The sequence below is a fragment of the Pseudomonas sp. 58 R 3 genome, assembly GCF_900006605.1.
GTDB classification, from domain to species: Bacteria; Pseudomonadota; Gammaproteobacteria; order Pseudomonadales; family Pseudomonadaceae; genus Aquipseudomonas; species Aquipseudomonas salomonii.
In genome coordinates this window covers 13,109-31,171 of the sequence record NZ_CVTT01000029.1, presented here as the reverse complement: position 1 = coordinate 31,171, position 18,063 = coordinate 13,109, and the positions used below count along the sequence as shown (strand labels likewise).

The window sequence follows — 18,063 nt, the reverse complement described above, 5'->3', positions numbered from 1 at the left end:
AGGTCAACCATCAAGTGCTGTTGATCCGGTTATTTTTGTCATGGCGGATTCTTACGGACTTTTCCTACAATGCTTTCCGCTGTAGTGGCACAGGTGAACGCGTTGCCGAGTATAGCCTCTTTAGGCGTTTTTTTTCCAAGACTGGAATGGAACAGCTGTTCGACTTGGCTCTCCAAGGGCCTTTGCCGGACGTTCTAGAGGGCGGGACTTAGAATCCAGCTATGCCTTATGGTGAACATAGACAGTGATATCAGCCTCTCTTGCATTGTTTTAAAGGTGACCACTTTTGTTACATTTTGCTATACGGGACTGTTGCTATGCTAGCTAATGATGCGACTGCAACTCAACGTCTCGGGCCAAGCCTAGCAGCTTGTCAGGTGTTCGCCATTTTTTGTTGGTGAGCGCTCGAACCCCTCGGTTTCGTGGGGGCCAACGCTCACTCGCCTTGGTTTTTTTGGGACGGACAAAGGATTTCAAAGGATTTCCCACACAACAAGGGTATCATCCGATCTATGGTGTTTACTGTAGGTGTCGGGTAACGCCGTGGTGTTTTCAGTACAGAATAGGGGTTATTAACCCAGGGAAAGGTCGTCAAAGGAGTGCGATTTTTCTGAAGGGAGATTTTGATGCGGTTGCCGTGCTTGTACGATTTTTGTTCAGTGCTGGTTATTCATTATGGATCGCTATTTTCGTCTATTCGCGGGCACGGTTTTGATTCTAGGAGCGTGGAAAAGTGTTGGAGAAGGGCATGGATAAGATGAGAGTTTTTTTATTAAATCTCCCGCGCCGCCACAAGCGCATTCTTCAGGTGCTTGTCGATATTGTACTGGTGTGGATTTCATTATGGATGGCCTTCGTCGTACGACTTGGGATTGCCGAGATGGAACAGCCGATCCAGCGATACTTATGGCTGTTCTTGAGCGCTCCGGTGATCGCCATTCCCCTGTTTGTTCGCTTTGGCATGTACCGCGCCGTCATGCGTTACTTTGGTAACGATGCACTTATTACTATTATCAAAGCGGTGAGCCTTTCTTCACTTGTTCTCGGCTTGGCTGTCTATCTTTACAGCAACCATCAATACGTTGTTCCACGCTCGGTTATTTTCAATTATTGGTGGTTGTGCCTGGTGACCGTGGGCGGATTGAGACTAGCGATGCGCCAGTACTTCATGGGCGATTGGTTCTCTGCAGCGCAGCATGTTCCCTTTACCAATCGTGATGATGGATTAACGAAAGTTGCCATTTACGGAGCCGGCTCGGCGGGTAATCAATTGGTCGCTGCGTTGCGCATGGGGCGTGTCATGCGGCCGGTCGCCTTTATCGATGACGACGGGAGTATCGCAGGTCGTGTCATCTCCGGGCTGCAGGTGTTCAAGCCCAAGCATATTCAGCAGATGATCGACACGACGGGCGCTCAGCAGATATTGCTTGCAGTGCCTTCTGCGGGCCGCGGGCGCAGGCGTGAGATTCTCTCTAACCTTGAGCGTTTTCCGCTGCATGTGCGCAGCGTGCCTGATTTTATGGACCTGGCCAGTGGTCGCGTCAAGGTCGACGATATTCAAGAAGTCGATATTGCCGACTTGTTGGGGCGTGATGCAGTGCCAGCCCAGGAAGACCTGCTTGCACGTTGTATCGTGGGCCAGTCTGTCCTGGTCACTGGAGCAGGGGGATCGATTGGGTCTGAGCTATGCCGGCAGATTTTGACGCAGAAACCCAAGACCTTACTCTTGTTCGAACACAGCGAATTCAACCTCTACAGTATCCTGTCCGAACTTGAGCACCGCGTTGCGCATGAGTCGATGCCCATTAAGTTATTGCCTATCCTGGGGTCGGTACGCGACGAAAATAAATTACTTGATGTCATGAAAAGCTGGCACGTCGACACGGTTTATCATGCGGCTGCCTATAAACATGTGCCGATTGTCGAGCACAACATCGCCGAAGGTGTCCTGAATAACATCATCGGTACTTTGAATACCGCCCAGGCAGCCTTGAAGGCCGGCGTGGTGAACTTTGTGCTGATTTCCACCGACAAGGCTGTTCGACCCACCAATGTGATGGGGAGTACCAAGCGCCTTGCAGAATTAGCCCTGCAAGCCCTGAGCGTTGAAAAAGCACCGGTGATGTTTGGCGACAAGTCTGGCGTGGCGCGCGTCAACAAAACACGCTTCACGATGGTCAGGTTCGGCAATGTTCTGGGTTCTTCCGGCTCAGTGATTCCGCTGTTTCACCGGCAGATCAAGGCAGGCGGTCCGTTGACCGTCACACACCCAAAAATTACGCGTTATTTCATGACCATACCCGAAGCGGCCCAGCTGGTGATCCAGGCCGGTTCCATGGGGCAAGGCGGGGACGTGTTCGTTCTGGACATGGGTGAACCCGTAAAAATTGTAGAGCTTGCGGAAAAGATGATTCATTTATCCGGGCTGAGCGTGCGCACGGATAAAAACCCTCACGGGGATATCGCGATCGAGTTCACCGGATTGCGCCCAGGCGAAAAGCTTTACGAGGAATTGCTGATCGGCAACAACGTCGTCGCTACCCAGCACCCGATGATTATGAGCGCCAACGAGGACCACCTGGCGTGGGACGTACTCAAAAGCAAACTGAGCGAATTGCTGGGCGCGGTGAGTGAGGACGACTACACCCGCGTGCGTCAGATCCTGCGCGAAACAGTCAGTGGCTACTCGCCCGACGGCGAAATCGTCGATTGGATCTACCAGCAGCGCCGTTTGGAGCCGTGAGTTAACACCCTGTTACTCACCCGTTTTTGACTCTCTCGCCACATCGCCTAAGTTAGAAAAGCAGCTTTTGGAAAGCTGCTTTTCTTTTACCGATGTCATGGAGTGTCACCAATGCAAAATGCCTATATCTCTTCCCTGATCTTTGCCGTCCTCACCAGCCTCTCCGTAGCAACCACCGCAGCCCCTTCCATCAAAGCCGAAGCCCCAGCGCCTATCACGGCTCAAATGGCCAACGTCGAGCAATCCACCAAGGTCAATCTCAACACCGCCGACGCTGAAGTTCTGCGCCGCGACCTGTTCGGGATTGGCGCCGCCAAGGCCAAGGCGATCATCGCCTATCGTGACAGTAACGGGCCTTTCACGGCGGTCGACGAGTTGCTGGAAGTCAAAGGCATCGGCAAGGCGTTGCTGGAGAAAAACCGCGACAGGCTGGCGATCAACTAAGGGTGTGAGCCCTGGACAGAAGGCCGGTCACTGACCGGCCTTCTGTTTGTCCGAGACCTGTTCTTTCAAACACCCGCTTACCACCTCCATGATGCGGGCTGCCATTTCCTGGCTTTCGACGCTTCTGGCCAGCACCAGGGCGCCCACCAACGTCGACATCAGTACCAGGCTCTCGTGGTCACCCTTCGGGTGCTCCAATGCCGAGTCGATCTGGGTCAGCCTGGCTTCAAGTACCGCATCCGTTACCGGGCTATGTTGCCCTCGCAGGCCCAACTCCGACGACATCGTGGGCAGCGGGCAGCCTTCACCCGGCGAGGTCTGGTGCCATGGCGACAGGTAGCTGTCGATAAACGCATCCAGTGGCCGTTCCTGGCTGAACAACGTTGCGCAATGGGCATCGAGTTCCGCAGCGGCGGCCAACAGGGCCTTGTCCACCAGCTCATTCTTGGACTTGAAATGCGCATAGAACCCGCCGTGTGTCAGGTTCAACGCTTTCATCAAGGGCTGCAGGCCAGTGGCGCCAATACCGTCGCGGCGAAACCGTACGGAGGCTTCCTTGATGATGCGCTGGTGAGTCTGAGCTTTGTGATCGGTTGAATAACGCATAGGGCGGCCTCTGGAACGAGTGCGCATTTTAACGAAGTTAAATCCTTTTTACCCATAGCGACAGCCTTGAGCGGGCCTGGCATGAAAAGTGATTACATCTGGCTCAGACATTGTTCAACAATCGAGGCGCGGTGATGACGCTCAGTTTGTCTTTAGCCGATCAGATTGCCCTTGAGCTGCGCGCCGACATCATGGGTGGGCGGCTGTTACCGGGGATGGCGCTGGTCGAAGTGGACCTGGTCAAACGCTATAACGCCTCGCGCAATACCATTCGCGAAGCGTTACACCGCTTGGGGCAGGAGGGGCTCACCCGCTATGTGCGCAACAAAGGCGTGATGGTCCGGCGCGTGGCACGCGATGAAGTGCGTGACCTGTTCGTGGTACGCCGTACCCTTGAACTGCAGGCCATCGCCCAGAGCGGCACGCTGGCGGGCGACCATGACGTGCGCATGCAACATGCCATCGAAGCCACCACGCTGGCGCGCGAGCGTGAAGATTGGCGCGCCGTGGCCACTCACAGCCTGGTGTTCCACCAGCACATTGTCGGGTTGATGCGCAGCCCATTATTCGACGAGTTCTTCGCCCAAGTGATCGCTCAATTGCGCCTGGTGTTTTGCGCGGCGCCCGATGAACAACGCTTCCAGTCGCCCTGGCTGGAGCGTGATCGTGAGATCTACACCTTGCTGGCAAACGGCAATAAATCGGCTGCGCAGGAGGCGATGAGCCTTTACCTGCACGATTCCGAACGCCTGTCCCTGGCGCTGTTTGATTACCCTTGATGGAGGATTGCACCCATGTACAAAGACTATCCGGCCGCCTATCAGGTCAGCAAAGGCTCGGCGCTGCAAGTGGACACCGCCTTCTACGCGCGTATTCGCGACCAGGGGGATAAACGTACCTTGATCGAGCAGTTTGAAGTACCGATTCGCACGGGCAGGGCGTGGAAAGTGCCGGCTGGGCATGTGTTTCGCGTGACGACGCCGGTAGGCCCGCAGGTCGGCGATTTTAACGTGTGGAACGCCAATGACCCGCGCGAACGCCTATGGGCGGCACGCACGCGGCAGTTGCAGGGCGCCCATGTCAGCACCCATGACCGGTTGTGGTCGAACCTGCCGTTCCTGCGCCCCCTGGTGACCATCACCGATGACAGCCTGGCGAGCTATGGCATCGATGAACACGGCGGACGCCTGCACGATTTGCTCGGCACCCGCTGTGACCCATATGTGAACCGCATGCTCACCGGCGAAGACTTCCACCACCACTGCCATTCCAACTTGACCCGCGCCGTGCTGCCCCATGGCTTGACTGAATTTGATGTGCACGACGTGCTGAATATTTTCCAGTGCACCGGCCTTAATCATGACGACATGTACTTCATGAAAGCCTGCCCGGCGCAGAAGGGCGATTACCTGGAGTTTTTTGCCGAGATTGATTTGCTCTGCGCCTTGTCGACATGCCCGGGAGGGGACCTGTCGCTACCGATGTGGGGGCCGGACGCACAAGACCCTTTGACCGTGTGCCGCCCGCTGGGCGTAGAGATCTATCGTTTGGAGGAGGCGTTGCTCAACGGCTGGAGCCAGCCTGAGCGTGCTGCCTACAAGGGGCAGCACGGCTTGCATATTGCCAAGGCAGACTGGGAGTAACCCGCTTCAGCGGTCCTGTGCGTCCTTGGCGTCCGCCTGGGCGTTGCGCTCGGCCACGCGTTTGCGTTGGTCGTCGGTGAGTTCCACCTTGTTGGCGCTGTCACGCAGCATCAGCAGCCCACCGACGATCGACCCGATCGCTACCACTAAAATCAACCACGCATACCACGGCATAAGGCTCTCCTTGAGGCGGACCAGCGTCGGAGGATGTTCCCACGCTAATAACGGCTTTGAGTCACAGGCTTTCTGAGTAGTTCATTGTAGGCCTGTTCCGCCTCGTTAACCCTAGAGCCCGGTCAACATCGCGTCGGCCGGTGCATCGGCGCGGTCTTGGGCGGTCAGTTGGAAGTAGATGAACCCCGCCAGCATAAAGCCCAGAAATATCAGGCCGATCAGCGCATTGAACCAGGCCATGGCCACCAGGCACACCAGCGCCAGTACCAGCGCAATAGCGGGCACGATCGGATAACCCGGCGCGCGGAATGTGCGCTCCAGCAGCGGTTCGGTCTTACGCAGCTTGAACAGGCTGAGCATGCTCATGATGTACATCACGATGGCGCCGAACACCGCCATCGTGATCATCGCTGCGGTCAGCGTCATGCCACCCAGGTTGATCAGGCCATCGCTGTAGATCGCAGCGATACCGACCACACCGCCGGCGATGATTGCCCGGTGCGGTGTCTGAAAACGCGAGAGTTTGGCCAGGAACGGCGGCAAGTAACCGGCGCGGGCCAGGGCAAAGAACTGGCGCGAATAGCCAAGGATGATGCCGTGAAAGCTCGCTACCAGGCCAAACAGGCCGATCCACACCAACATGTGCAGCCAGCCGGAGCCGGTGCCCACCACGCTTTTCATCGCCTGCGGCAACGGGTCGTTGATGTTCGACAGGGTGCGCCAGTCGCCCACGCCACCGGCGAAGAACATCACGCCCATGGCCAGGATCACCAAGGTCAGGATGCCGCTGATATAGGCTTTTGGAATGGTGCGCTTGGGGTCTTTCGCTTCTTCAGCCGCCATGGCTGCGCCTTCGATGGCGAGGAAGAACCAGATGGCGAAAGGAATGGCCGCAAACATCCCGGCAATCGCCGGCGCGCCGAAGGTGTCGGAACCCGCCCAGCCGTTCAGGGCGAAGTTGCTGAAGCTGAACGCCGGCGCAACCACGCCCATAAATACCAGCAATTCAGCGACGGCGAGTACGCACACCACCAGCTCAAAGGTCGCGGCGAGCTTCACTCCGAGGATATTCAGGCCCATGAACACGATGTAGGCCCCCACGGCGGCGTGCTTCGGGTCGAGTGCCGGGAACTGCACGTTCAGGTAAGCGCCGATGGCCAAGGCAATCGCGGGCGGTGCGAAGACAAATTCGATCAATGTCGCCAGGCCCGCGATCAAGCCGCCTTTTTCGCCGAAGGCGCGACGGCTGTAGGCAAACGGCCCGCCCGCGTGAGGAATCGCGGTGGTCAGTTCGGTAAAACTGAATATAAAGCAGGTGTACATGGCGGCGACCATCAACGAGGTCACCAGAAAACCCAGCGTACCGGCCACGCCCCAGCCATAGCTCCAGCCGAAGTATTCGCCGGAAATCACCAGCCCGACGGCAATGCCCCATAAATGCAGGGTGCCCAAGGTGGGTTTGAGTTGTGTGTTCATCGTGTGGCGCTCCCTGAACGGTTTGGAATGATTACTGGGTGTTGCAGTGGCCATGCCAGCCCATAGAAGCGTGTCGTAAAGCGCAGACAGTGTCGTGAGGGGAACGGTTTTGCGTTTGAATGCTTCATTTGGTGCACCAGAATAAAGCGGCGGTGCCCGGCCTGACGCTTTCGCGAGCAAGCCCGCTCCCACACTCGACTGCGTTTGAGCAGGAGGTACGCGGTTAAGTGTGGGAGCGGGCTTGCTCGCGAAGAGGCCCGCAAAGCCACCACTAATCCCTCTGTAAACCCCGCATAAAGCCACTCTTTACGCCGTCTTTACGCCCCGCCCATACCCTCGCTCTCGTTCCTTTACGCCACTCCTGCCGACAATTGCTCCACACGCGGCAATCGCCGCAAAACGGAGAAACTTCCATGAGCGTTCTGGACGGGGTGTCACTGCTATTGGCCGTGGCGCTGTTCATTTATCTGCTGGTTGCGCTGTTACGCGCGGATCGGAACTAGGAGCAGGCTATGCACAGTTATGACTATTGGCTGATCATCGCCTTCTTTGCCGTGGTGCTGGTGCCGGCACCTTTCCTGGGGCGGTTCTACTACAAAGTGATGGAAGGTCAGCGCACCTGGCTCTCGCCGGTGCTCGGCCCCGTCGAGCGCGCCTGTTATCGCCTGTCCGGCGTGGACGAGCATCAGGAACAGAGCTGGCAGAAATACACGCTGGCGCTGCTGGCGTTCAACCTGGCCGGTTTTGTGTTGCTGTTTGCTGTGCTGTTGTTCCAGGAATATCTGCCACTCAACCCGCAGAAATTGCCGGGGCAGGAATGGACCCTGGCGTTCAACACGGCGATCAGTTTCATGACCAACACCAACTGGCAGAACTACAGCGGTGAAGCCTCCCTGAGCTACCTCAGCCAGATGATCGGCCTGACCGTGCAGAACTTCGTCAGCGCCGCCACCGGCCTGGCTGTGCTGGTCGCGCTGTGCCGGGGGATCGGGCGCAAGTCCACCAAAACCCTGGGCAACTTCTGGGTCGACATGACCCGCGCCACCCTCTACGGCTTGCTGCCGCTGTGCCTGGTGTTTGCGTTGTTCCTGGTGTGGCAGGGCGTGCCGCAAACCTTCGCGCACTATGTGAATGCCGTGACGATGCAGGGCGTGGACCAAGTGATTCCACTCGGCCCGGCTGCCAGCCAGATTGCGATCAAGCAACTGGGCACCAATGGTGGCGGCTTCTTTGGCGTCAACTCGGCGCACCCGTTTGAAGACCCGACCGCCTGGGCCAACCTGTTCGAGGTGTCGGCAATCATCCTGATTCCGGTGGCGCTGGTGTTCACCTTCGGTCACTACGTGAAGGACCTGCGTCAGAGCCGCGCGATTCTCGGCTGCATGCTGGCGCTGTTCCTGATCGGCGGCGCGACGTCGCTGTGGGCCGAATACCAGCCCAACCCGACCCTGAACAACCCGGCGGTCGAGCAAACCGCACCGCTGGAAGGCAAGGAAGCGCGCTTTGGCACCACCGGCACGGTGTTGTGGTCGGTGACCACCACGGCGGCGTCCAACGGTTCGGTCAATGGCATGCAAGACAGCCTCAACCCGCTGACCGGGATGGTCTCGCTGGTCAACATGATGGTCGGCGAAGTGATCTTCGGCGGCGTCGGCGCCGGTATGTACGGCATGTTGCTCAACGTGTTGATCGCGGTGTTCCTCGCCGGCCTGATGATCGGCCGTACCCCGGAATACCTGGGCAAAAAGCTGCAGGCCAAGGAAGTGCAATTACTGGTCGTGACGCTCTTGGTGATGCCGGTTGGCGTGCTGGTGCTCGGCGCCATTGCCGCCAGCCTGCCCGGCCCGGCCGGTGCCATCAGTAACCCTGGCCCCCACGGTTTCAGCCAGTTGCTCTACGCCTACACCTCAGCCAGTGCCAACAACGGCTCGGCATTCGGCGGTTTCAGCGCCAACACGCCGTTCCACAACCTGATGCTGGGCCTGGGCATGTTGATCGGCCGCTTCGGATACATCCTTCCGGTACTGGCCCTGGCCGGCAGCCTGGCGATGAAGAAAACCGCACCCATAGGCCAGAACAGCTTCCCCACCCATGGCCCGCTGTTCGTGACCCTGTTGACCGTGACCATTTTGCTGGTGGGCGGCCTGACGTTCCTGCCGACACTGGCGCTGGGCCCAATTGCTGAACACCTGAGCATGGCTGCTCCTAAATAAAGAGCTAGAGGGGATATGAAAATGAATATGCCTGCAAAAAATGCGGCCCCTGTGACTACTCAGGAACCGGCCAAAACCGCCATCTCCGCTCTTTGGCGCCCGGCGCTGGTCCAGGCGTTCGTCAAGCTCGACCCTCGCCAACTGCAGCGCTCGCCGGTGATGCTGGTGGTCGAGCTGACCGCCATCCTCACCACCGTGCTGTGCCTGGTGCCGGACACTAACGTGCCGACCTTTGTCGCCGTGCAAATCGCCGTGTGGCTGTGGTTCACCGTGCTGTTCGCCAATTTCGCCGAAGCCTTGGCCGAAGGTCGCGGCAAAGCCCGCGCCGACAGCCTCAAAGCTGGCAGCGAAGGCCTCAGTGCACGCCGCAAAGAGGCCGACGGCAGCTTCAAAGTCGTGCCGGCCACCAGCCTGCGTAAAGGTGATGTGGTGCGCGTCGCCGCCGGGGAAATGATCCCCGGTGACGGCGAGGTCATCGAAGGTATTGCGGCGGTCAACGAGGCGGCGATCACTGGCGAATCCGCGCCGGTCATCCGTGAATCCGGCGGCGACCGCTCGGCTGTTACCGGCAACACGCGGCTGGTGTCGGACTGGTTACTGGTGCGCATCACCGTCAACCCCGGTGAGTCCACCCTGGACCGCATGATCGCACTGGTGGAAGGCGCCAAACGCCAGAAAACCCCCAACGAAGTGGCGCTGGATATCCTGCTGATCGGCCTTACGCTGATCTTCCTGCTGGTGGTGGTCACCCTGCAGCCGTTCGCCCATTTCGCCAATGGCAGCTTGCCGCTGGTGTTCCTGGTGGCGCTGCTGGTGACGCTCATCCCGACCACCATCGGCGGCCTGTTGTCGGCCATCGGTATCGCCGGTATGGACCGTCTGGTACGCCTCAACGTCATCGCCAAATCCGGGCGTGCGGTGGAAGCGGCGGGTGACGTGCATGTGTTGCTGCTGGACAAGACCGGCACCATCACCTTCGGCAACCGTCGCTGTGCCGCCGTGATCGCCGCGCCAGGCGTCAGCGGTCGCGACCTGGCCGAAGGCGCGCTGCTGGCGTCCCTGGCGGACGACACGGCGGAAGGCAAATCCATCGTCGAATACCTGCGCACGCTGCACCCTCAGGCCGAGCCAACCCTGGAGGAGCTGACCTCCGTGCCGTTCAGTGCCGAAACGCGCTTGTCCGGTGTCGACTACCAAGGGCGTGTGTTCCGCAAAGGCGCGGTCGATTCACTGCTGGCGTTTATCGGCCAACAACGCGGTGACCTGCAACCGGCACTCTCGCGGGAAATCGACAAGATCGCCCAAAGCGGCGGCACGCCATTGCTGGTATGCGCCGACGGCAAACTGCTCGGCGCGATCCACCTCAAGGACGTGGTCAAGCCCGGCATCCGCGAACGTTTTGCCGAACTGCGCAAGCTCGGGATCCGCACCGTGATGGTCACCGGCGATAACCCGTTGACCGCCGCCGCAATTGCCGCAGAAGCCGGTGTGGACGACGTGCTGGCCGAAGCCACGCCAGAGAAAAAACTCGCCCGCATCCGCCACGAGCAGAACGACGGTCGCCTGGTTGCCATGTGCGGCGACGGCGCCAACGACGCCCCGGCGCTGGCCCAGGCCGATGTCGGCATGGCGATGAACGACGGCACCCAGGCTGCCCGCGAAGCCGCCAATATGGTCGATCTCGACAGCGACCCGACCAAGCTGCTGGACGTGGTGCAGATCGGCAAGGAACTGCTGGTGACACGCGGCGCGTTGACGACCTTTTCCATCGCCAACGACGTGGCCAAATACTTCGCGATTTTGCCGGCCCTGTTCGCCTCGATCTACCCGCAACTGGGCGTACTCAACGTGATGCACCTGCAGAGCCCGCAGAGCGCGATTCTCTCGGCCATCGTCTTCAACGCGCTGATCATTGTGGTGCTGATTCCCCTGGCACTGCGCGGTGTGCGCGTACAGGCGGCGAGTGCGGCGGCGTTGCTGCGCCGCAACCTGCTGATCTACGGGCTGGGCGGGATTGTGGTGCCGTTCGTGGGCATCAAGGCGATCGACATGCTCCTGACCGCGCTGCACCTGGTGTAACTGGATCGCACTTTTTGGATCGTTCCCATGCTCAGCGTGGGAACGCCGCCCCGGACGCTCCGCGTCCTGCGCTGATAACGAATCGAGGAATTTGAAATGTCCACCCTGATCCGCCCGGCCCTGAGCCTGCTGGTCCTCATGACCCTGATTACCGGCGTTGCCTACCCGCTGGTGGTCACCGGCGTCGCCCAAGTTGCGTTCCCCGACCAGGCCAACGGCAGCCTGGTGCGTGACGCCGACGGCAAAGTGCGCGGCTCGCGCCTGATCGCCCAGGATTTTACCGGTGACAGCTGGTTCCACCCACGGCCATCGGCCGGCGCGTTTGCCACGGTCTCCAGCAGTGCCAGCAACCTGGCCCCAAGCAACCCGGCGTTGGCCACACGCATTTTTGACGACGCCAATAAACAGCGGGTGCCAGGCCAGGGGCCGGTGCCGTTGGCCTCCCTGACGACCTCCGGCAGCGGCCTTGATCCACACTTGCCACCGGCGGCGATTGCCTATCAACTGGCGCGAGTGGCGGCGGCGCGAAATGTGCCGGTGTCTACACTGCAGCGCTTGCTCGATGAGCACATCGAAAGCCCGCTGGTGGGGCCGCCGGTGGTGAATGTGATGGCGCTGAACATGGCGCTGGAAAAACTCTGATCCCCTTGTGGGAGCGGGCTTGCTCGCGAATGCGGTCTGTCAGTAACAGATTAGTTGACTGTTACACCGCATTCGCGAGCAAGCCCGCTCCCACATTGGATCTTCAGTGACCTGAATACCTGAAGGAACTCCAAAGCATGAGCGACTCCGGCCGCGCCGATGCCCTGTTAGCCGATCTGCCACGGGACGGCCGTGGCCGGCTCAAAGTCTTCCTCGGTGCGGCGCCCGGCGTGGGCAAGACCTACGCCATGCTCCAGGCCGCCCACACCCAACTGCGCCAGGGCGTGCGCCTGATCGCGGGCGTGGTGGAAACCCACGGCCGCGCCGAGACCGAAGCCTTGCTCAGCGGCCTGCCGCAGCAACCCTTGCTGCGCAGCGAATACCGTGGCGTGATGCTCGAAGAAATGGACCTCGACGGCCTGCTCGCCGCCAAGCCCAAGCTGGTGCTGGTGGATGAGCTGGCCCATAGCAACGCTCCCGGCAGCCGCCATGAAAAACGCTGGCAAGACATCCAGGAACTGCTTGCCGCCGGCATCAACGTGTTCACCACGGTCAACGTCCAGCACCTGGAAAGTTTGAACGATCAGGTGCGCGGTATCACCGGCGTGCACGTGCGTGAAACTCTGCCCGACTGGGTGCTGCAAGAAGCCGACGAACTGCTGCTGATCGACCTGCCGTCCCGCGAGCTGCTGGAGCGCCTGCGCGACGGCAAGGTGTATGTGCCGGAACAGGCCCGCGCCGCCATCGACGCATTCTTCACCCAGACCAACCTGATGGCCCTGCGCGAGCTGGCCATGCAAACCGCCGCTGCCCATGTCGATGACGATTTGGCCCAAGGCTACCGCCAGCTTGGCCAGGCTGCCCCGGCGGTGCGCGGGCGTTTACTGGTGGGTGTGGACGGTGATGCGCAGGCCGAGCGCCTGGTGCGTCACGCCAGCCGCGTGGCCCAGCGCCGGCATTTGCCGTGGAGCCTGGTGCATATCGATAACGGCCGCGCACGCGATGAGCAATCGCGTCTGCGCCTGCAAAATGCCCAGCAACTGGCCGAACGGCTGGGCGGCGAAGTGGTGTTGCTGCGCGCCGGTGAAGTGGCCAAGACGCTGATCCAGCATGCCGCCGAACGTCGCGCCAGCCTGGTATTGGTAGGACAGTCGCGGATGCGCTGGCGGCGCCGGTTGTTCGGGGGTGGCTTGGCGGCACGCTTGCTGCGCAATGCCCGGGGTCTGGAGATCAACGTGCTCGACAGCGACGACATGCCCGCGCCGCCGCGCCTGCCGGATGTACGCGGGCTGGTGTGGTTCGACTATGGCCTGGCGGTGGTGGCGACCATCGTCGCAGCTGCGTTGGCCTGGGCGGTAGCCAGTGTGTTGCCGCTGCCGAATATCTCGTTGGTGTTTCTCGCCGCAGTGCTGCTGGTCGGCGTGCGCAGCAGCCTGGGACCGTCGCTGGTGTGCGCGGCGCTGTCGTTCCTGACTTATGATTTCCTGTTTATCCCGCCGAATTTCTCCTTTTCCATCCAGCGCGAAGAAGACGTGCTGACCCTGTTGTTTTTCTTGCTGATGGCGGCGTTGACCGGCAACCTCGCGGCGCGTCAGCGTCGGCAGTTGCAGGCCTTGCGCGACACCCAGGAAGAAACCAGCGAACTGCTCGACCTGTCGCGCAAGCTCACGGCGGCTACTGATCGCCAGGCGGTGGTCAGTGCGGCGGCCCATCATCTGCAAGGCTGGAGTGATCTGGACCTGTGTCTGCTGAACCGCGACGGCCAGGGCGGCTGGAAAGTTGAAACCGGCGCCGCGCTTAACCTTACCGAAGCCGAACGCGCTGCCGCCGATTGGGCCTGGCAGCATGATCAACCGGCCGGCATGGGCACCGGCACCTTGCCGTTTGGGCGTTGGTGGTGGTGGCCGCTGTCGGGGGAGGAGGGCCCGTTGGGCTTGCTTGGTGTAAGCCCGAAACCCGGCCTGGAACTGAGCGGCCAACGCCGTCGTCTGCTCACCGCATTGAGCCAGCCATTGGCCCAGGCGCTGGCGCGCGCGCAACTGGCGCAGGAGCTGGAATCAGCGCGCCTGCACGGCGAAACCGAACAGCTGCGCAGCGCCTTGCTGGCCTCGGTGTCCCACGATTTGCGCACGCCGTTGACCTCGATGCGCGGCAGCATCGACAGCCTGCTGGCGCTCGGCGAAGCCATCCCGCTGGAAGACCGCCGCGAATTGCTGGAAGGCACCCGCGATGAAGCCGAGCGCCTGGACCGCTATATCCAGAACCTGCTGGACATGACACGCCTGGGCCACGGCGCGCTGAAACTGGCGCGTGACTGGGTGTCGCCGGGTGATATCGTCGGCAGCGCCCTGGGCCGCTTGCGCGCAGTGCTGGCGCCGTTGCAGGTACACACCGACGTGCCGGCGCAGCTGCCGCTGCTGTATGTACACGCGGCGTTGATCGAGCAGGCCTTGGTCAATGTGCTGGAAAACGCCGCGCGGTTTTCACCGCCCCACGGCCGTTTGCAGGTGAGTGCCGGCGTGGCGGATGAGCAGCTGTTTTTTGCAGTGGCCGACGAGGGGCCGGGGATCCCCGAGGACGAGCGTGCGAAGATTTTCGATATGTTCTACACCGCCGCCCGTGGTGATCGCGGCGGGCAGGGCACAGGCCTTGGCCTGGCGATCTGCCAGGGCATGGTGGGCGCTCACGGCGGGCATATCCGCGTCGAGGATGGTATAGAAGGGCGCGGCACCTGCATCAGCTTGTTCCTGCCGTTACCGACGCAACCTGGCCCGGAGCGCGAGCCTTGAGCTACCCTCTTTTCTCCACGGATTTTGATTGGACACCATGAGCCAGACCGCGACGATTCTAGTCATTGATGACGAACCGCAGATCCGCAAATTCCTGCGTATCAGCCTGGCCTCCCAGGGCTACAAGGTGATCGAGGCCGGCACCGGCAACGAAGGCCTGGCCCAAGCGGCATTGAGCAAACCGGACTTGCTGGTGCTCGACCTTGGCTTGCCTGACATGGACGGCCAGCAAGTGTTGCGTGAGTTTCGCGAGTGGTCGACGGTGCCGGTATTGGTGCTGTCGGTGCGCGCCAGTGAAGTGCAAAAAGTCGAAGCCCTGGACAGCGGCGCCAATGACTACGTGACCAAGCCCTTTGGCATCCAGGAATTTCTTGCCCGCGTACGCGCCTTGCTGCGCCAGGCGCCAGCCGGAGAGGCTCAGGAAGCGGCGCTGAGTTTCGGCCCGTTGACGGTGGACCTGGCCTATCGCCGGGTACTGCTGGACGGTGTCGAGGTGGCCCTGACCCGCAAGGAATACGCGGTGCTGGCGCAACTGGCGCGGCATCCTGGGCGGGTGATCACCCAGCAGCAATTGCTCAAGGATATCTGGGGGCCGACCCATACTGAAGACAGCCATTACCTACGCATTGTGGTGGGCCATCTGCGTCAGAAGTTGGCGGATGATCCGACGCAGCCACGGTTTATCGTGACCGAGGCGGGTGTGGGGTATCGGTTGTTGAATGCCTGAATGTTGCAGTGCCTGAACGGGCCTCATCGCAGGCAAGCCAGCTCCCACCTTTTGATTTGTGAATACATTCAAAGGTGGGAGCTGGCTTGCCTGCGATAGGGCCATCAACCACACCGCCTATCTCAGTGTTGCTCACTCTCATACCGATCCAACGTATCACTGGCAATTTCCCGCCCCAACGCGATCAACTCCGGCGCCTTGTAGAACTCGAAAAACCGACACACCCGCTTCGGCACGTTGATCAGTACGTCCGGCGGGTAACCGGCGATCTTGTATTGCGCCAGCGAGGTCTGCATCACTTCGAAACTCTGGTTGATCAGGTCCAGCAGTGACGCCGGGCCGACGTTATCGATGATGAACGAACCGGTCGCAGACTTCGGCGCACCTTGTTTTTCCGGGGCCGCCGCAGGTTGCTGGGCTTCGGGTTCGGCCGACTCCAGCCACGGGTTGATTTCGGCGGCCTGGGACTGCAAGGCTTCCTGCTCCAGCTTCATCAGTTGCTCGGCCTGCTTGCGCCGAAACGGCAGGTGCGAACCCAGTGATTTGGCCAGGCTGTTGAAGCGGCTTTTGAACGCCGGCGGGCGCTGGATCACCGGCAGGTGGTAGTGCTTCTGGTTGGTGGCGTTGAGGTTGACCGCGATGATCAAGTCGCAATGGCTCGACACCACCGGCACGATCGGCAGCGGGTTGAGCAGGCCGCCGTCCACCAGCATGCGGTTGCCTTGCATCACCGGCGTGAACAGGCTGGGAATCGCCGCCGAAGCGCGCATGGCCTGGTGCAGGCAGCCTTCCTGGAACCAGATTTCCTGTTGGTTGGTCAGGTCGGTGGCCACGGCGGTGTAGGGAATACGCAGCTCTTCGATATTGATCTCACCGACGATTTTGCGGATTTGCCCGAAGACTTTTTCGCCACGTATCGCCCCCAGGCGAAAGCTCACGTCCACCAGGCGCAGCACGTCCAGGTAGTCGAGGCTCTCGATCCAGTTGCGGTATTCGTCGAGCTTGCCGGCGGCGTAGATCCCGCCCACCACGGCGCCCATGGAGCAGCCGGCGATACAGGCGATGTCGTAGCCGCGCCGTTCGATTTCCTCGATCACGCCGATGTGGGCGTAACCGCGGGCGCCGCCGGAACCGAGCACCAAGGCAACACGTTTTTTCATGAGCAGATCCTTCGTAAAACAGTGGCCCACAATGCGCTTACCGGCCGAGGGCATCAAAATATTTTTCCAGAATAGCCATAACGCTCGGGTATGCTCTGGCGGTAGGCATTTCTGAGCAGGCACTTCTGAAAGCACGTTTGAATGGACACTTCTGATTTCAGGCGGCCCACAAGGCACTTTTCCTTGGAGGCAACGTCTACAGCCTACGACTGTTTTTCTATATTTGAGGTGTCATTGATGAAAGCCTGGATGTGTGTGCCTGTGATCGTGTTGGCCCTGGCCGGTTGTGCCGGCAAAACCGCATACCGCGACAGCTGTGGCACGCAATTGGATGCGGCCTGGCACGAGTTGGATTTGGCCAAGGCCGAAGGCTTTGCCGGCACCGTGAGCTATTCTAAGGCTTTGTCGCTGTTGACCGGCGCCAAGACCCAGCAGCAATTCGAAGCGTTTGAAGGCTGTTCCAACAAGGCCGAGAAAGCGCGCTTCTACATTCGTGAGTCGCGCGCCGGGCGTTGATCGGTGAGCGGTGCCTAGGGTTTCATGGTTAAGGGGGAAGGGATGTCAGCGCTGGTTGATCAGTTAGTCGCTCAGGTCATTGGCCTGGAAGTAGGGTTACTGAGCTGCCAGGCTCGCCTTGCCGCCGTCACCGACGATGAAGCCTTGCACGACCTGCGCACTACCGTGCGACGCCTGCGCAGTTTGTTGCGGCCCTTGCGCGGGCTGCCGGGTGTCGAGCAGCTTGAACTGGCCGCCAGCACGGTCGGCCAATTGACCACGCCGCTGCGCGACCGCGAGGTGCTGGCGGCCTACCTGCACCAGCACGGCCATCACGCGGCGGCCGATCGGCGCCTGCGCTTGCAGGCCGATGCTTATCGCCAGGTGGCGCAAAGCCCGGAACTCGCGCATTTGCTGCTGATACTGGATGCCTTCCCGCGGTTTATCCGCGCCTCCCAACACCAGAAACTGCTCAAAGGCCTGCGCCCGCGCATCGAAAAGCGCTTGGCCAAGCAATGGCAGAAGCTCGATGACGCCCTCAAAGACCCGGATCATGACCGCCACCGTCTGCGCCTTCTGATCAAGCGCGTGCGTTACGCGGCCGAAGCCTACCCCGAACTGGACAAACTGCCTGCCAAGGCGATGCAACGCCTCAAGCAAGCGCAAGGCGCCCTCGGCGATTGGCACGATTGCTGGCAATGGCTGGCCCAGGCTGAACATCAACCCGACCTGCAGCCGTGCGTTGCGGTTTGGCAGCGCACCATGGCCAAGGCTGAAGGCCAGGCGGATCGGGTGCTGGACAAGCTCAGCGCGGATTGTTTCTGAACCGGTCCGGCTTTTGGCCGGAATAGGCGCTGTGCCTGGCCAGCCTG

The 18,063-nt window shown here is 60.5% G+C and carries 16 protein-coding genes; 12 read left to right on the top strand and 4 right to left on the bottom strand.

All coding sequences use genetic code 11. The features are described from left to right. Positions 1-748 precede the first annotated feature (748 nt). The gene (locus tag BFP92_RS04005) at positions 749-2,743 is read left to right on the top strand and encodes a polysaccharide biosynthesis protein (RefSeq protein ID WP_065911985.1); all 1,995 of its coding nucleotides are present in this window, start codon (positions 749-751) and stop codon (positions 2,741-2,743) included. 111 nt (positions 2,744-2,854) lie between these two features. Further along, on the top strand, positions 2,855-3,187 hold the full coding sequence (locus tag BFP92_RS04000) for a ComEA family DNA-binding protein (protein ID WP_058422818.1): 333 nt from the start codon (positions 2,855-2,857) through the stop codon (positions 3,185-3,187). A 27-nt stretch (positions 3,188-3,214) separates the two neighbouring features. Here the strand turns inward: BFP92_RS04000 and BFP92_RS03995 are convergent, their stop codons facing one another. After that, the gene (locus BFP92_RS03995) at positions 3,215-3,793 is read right to left on the bottom strand and encodes a TetR/AcrR family transcriptional regulator (RefSeq protein WP_056857215.1); all 579 of its coding nucleotides are present in this window, start codon (positions 3,791-3,793) and stop codon (positions 3,215-3,217) included. A gap of 134 nt (positions 3,794-3,927) precedes the next feature. On the opposite strand from BFP92_RS03995, the gene BFP92_RS03990 reads away from it, so the two are divergent. Next, positions 3,928-4,572 (top strand): GntR family transcriptional regulator, encoded by a 645-nt coding sequence (locus BFP92_RS03990; RefSeq protein WP_065911948.1) that lies wholly within the window; start codon positions 3,928-3,930, stop codon positions 4,570-4,572. A 15-nt stretch (positions 4,573-4,587) separates the two neighbouring features. Then, positions 4,588-5,436, top strand: a complete 849-nt coding sequence (locus BFP92_RS03985) for an urea carboxylase-associated family protein (RefSeq protein ID WP_065911947.1) — start codon at positions 4,588-4,590, stop codon at positions 5,434-5,436. A gap of 6 nt (positions 5,437-5,442) precedes the next feature. On the opposite strand, the gene BFP92_RS03980 is transcribed toward BFP92_RS03985, so the two are convergent. Both BFP92_RS03980 and eat read right to left on the bottom strand, forming a co-directional pair. Beyond that, a complete protein-coding gene (locus tag BFP92_RS03980; protein ID WP_065911946.1) occupies positions 5,443-5,610 on the bottom strand; it encodes a DUF2897 family protein in 168 nt (55 codons plus the stop codon). Positions 5,611-5,721: 111 nt separating this feature from the next. Beyond that, positions 5,722-7,086 (bottom strand): ethanolamine permease, encoded by a 1,365-nt coding sequence (gene eat, locus BFP92_RS03975; protein ID WP_065911944.1) that lies wholly within the window; start codon positions 7,084-7,086, stop codon positions 5,722-5,724. Between the two features lie 413 nt (positions 7,087-7,499). On the opposite strand from eat, the gene kdpF reads away from it, so the two are divergent. The 6 genes from kdpF to BFP92_RS03945 all read left to right on the top strand — a co-directional run bounded on the left by kdpF (position 7,500) and on the right by BFP92_RS03945 (position 15,536). Further along, on the top strand, positions 7,500-7,589 hold the full coding sequence (kdpF, locus tag BFP92_RS03970; RefSeq protein ID WP_003218754.1) for a K(+)-transporting ATPase subunit F: 90 nt from the start codon (positions 7,500-7,502) through the stop codon (positions 7,587-7,589). Positions 7,590-7,598: 9 nt separating this feature from the next. After that, on the top strand, positions 7,599-9,299 hold the full coding sequence (gene kdpA / locus BFP92_RS03965; protein ID WP_065911943.1) for a potassium-transporting ATPase subunit KdpA: 1,701 nt from the start codon (positions 7,599-7,601) through the stop codon (positions 9,297-9,299). Positions 9,300-9,314: 15 nt separating this feature from the next. Then, on the top strand, positions 9,315-11,378 hold the full coding sequence (kdpB, locus tag BFP92_RS03960) for a potassium-transporting ATPase subunit KdpB (protein WP_065911941.1): 2,064 nt from the start codon (positions 9,315-9,317) through the stop codon (positions 11,376-11,378). A gap of 96 nt (positions 11,379-11,474) precedes the next feature. Further along, entirely contained in the window at positions 11,475-12,020 is a 546-nt protein-coding gene (gene kdpC, locus BFP92_RS03955) for a potassium-transporting ATPase subunit KdpC (RefSeq protein ID WP_065911940.1), read from the top strand. A gap of 137 nt (positions 12,021-12,157) precedes the next feature. Next, a complete protein-coding gene (locus BFP92_RS03950) occupies positions 12,158-14,809 on the top strand; it encodes a sensor histidine kinase (protein WP_065911939.1) in 2,652 nt (883 codons plus the stop codon). Positions 14,810-14,846: 37 nt separating this feature from the next. Beyond that, positions 14,847-15,536, top strand: coding sequence for a response regulator (locus BFP92_RS03945; RefSeq protein WP_053255124.1), 690 nt, complete (start codon positions 14,847-14,849; stop codon positions 15,534-15,536). A gap of 122 nt (positions 15,537-15,658) precedes the next feature. Here the strand turns inward: BFP92_RS03945 and BFP92_RS03940 are convergent, their stop codons facing one another. Further along, positions 15,659-16,696, bottom strand: coding sequence for a patatin-like phospholipase family protein (locus tag BFP92_RS03940; RefSeq protein ID WP_026013612.1), 1,038 nt, complete (start codon positions 16,694-16,696; stop codon positions 15,659-15,661). Between the two features lie 237 nt (positions 16,697-16,933). Between BFP92_RS03940 and BFP92_RS03935 the strand changes: the two genes are divergently transcribed. Both BFP92_RS03935 and BFP92_RS03930 read left to right on the top strand, forming a co-directional pair. Continuing rightward, positions 16,934-17,212, top strand: coding sequence for a hypothetical protein (locus BFP92_RS03935; protein WP_010176194.1), 279 nt, complete (start codon positions 16,934-16,936; stop codon positions 17,210-17,212). Positions 17,213-17,254: 42 nt separating this feature from the next. Further along, positions 17,255-18,016: a CHAD domain-containing protein gene (locus BFP92_RS03930; protein WP_065911938.1), complete on the top strand. Its 762-nt coding sequence runs from the start codon at positions 17,255-17,257 to the stop codon at positions 18,014-18,016. The last annotated feature ends 47 nt before the right edge of the window (positions 18,017-18,063 follow it).

Bases quoted from the DNA above. Each gene is read 5' to 3' on its own strand.
- BFP92_RS04005 (WP_065911985.1), top strand. From the start codon at position 749: ATGGATAAGATGAGAGTTTTTTTATTAAATCTCCCGCGCCGCCACAAG.
- eat (WP_065911944.1), bottom strand. From the start codon at position 7,086: ATGAACACACAACTCAAACCCACCTTGGGCACCCTGCATTTATGGGGC.
- BFP92_RS03945 (WP_053255124.1), top strand. From the start codon at position 14,847: ATGAGCCAGACCGCGACGATTCTAGTCATTGATGACGAACCGCAGATC.
- BFP92_RS03995 (WP_056857215.1), bottom strand. From the start codon at position 3,793: ATGCGTTATTCAACCGATCACAAAGCTCAGACTCACCAGCGCATCATC.
- BFP92_RS03950 (WP_065911939.1), top strand. From the start codon at position 12,158: ATGAGCGACTCCGGCCGCGCCGATGCCCTGTTAGCCGATCTGCCACGG.
- BFP92_RS03980 (WP_065911946.1), bottom strand. From the start codon at position 5,610: ATGCCGTGGTATGCGTGGTTGATTTTAGTGGTAGCGATCGGGTCGATC.
- BFP92_RS03990 (WP_065911948.1), top strand. From the start codon at position 3,928: ATGACGCTCAGTTTGTCTTTAGCCGATCAGATTGCCCTTGAGCTGCGC.
- BFP92_RS03935 (WP_010176194.1), top strand. From the start codon at position 16,934: ATGAAAGCCTGGATGTGTGTGCCTGTGATCGTGTTGGCCCTGGCCGGT.
- kdpB (WP_065911941.1), top strand. From the start codon at position 9,315: ATGAAAATGAATATGCCTGCAAAAAATGCGGCCCCTGTGACTACTCAG.
- BFP92_RS03930 (WP_065911938.1), top strand. From the start codon at position 17,255: ATGTCAGCGCTGGTTGATCAGTTAGTCGCTCAGGTCATTGGCCTGGAA.
- kdpA (WP_065911943.1), top strand. From the start codon at position 7,599: ATGCACAGTTATGACTATTGGCTGATCATCGCCTTCTTTGCCGTGGTG.
- BFP92_RS03985 (WP_065911947.1), top strand. From the start codon at position 4,588: ATGTACAAAGACTATCCGGCCGCCTATCAGGTCAGCAAAGGCTCGGCG.
- kdpF (WP_003218754.1), top strand. From the start codon at position 7,500: ATGAGCGTTCTGGACGGGGTGTCACTGCTATTGGCCGTGGCGCTGTTC.
- BFP92_RS03940 (WP_026013612.1), bottom strand. From the start codon at position 16,696: ATGAAAAAACGTGTTGCCTTGGTGCTCGGTTCCGGCGGCGCCCGCGGT.
- BFP92_RS04000 (WP_058422818.1), top strand. From the start codon at position 2,855: ATGCAAAATGCCTATATCTCTTCCCTGATCTTTGCCGTCCTCACCAGC.
- kdpC (WP_065911940.1), top strand. From the start codon at position 11,475: ATGTCCACCCTGATCCGCCCGGCCCTGAGCCTGCTGGTCCTCATGACC.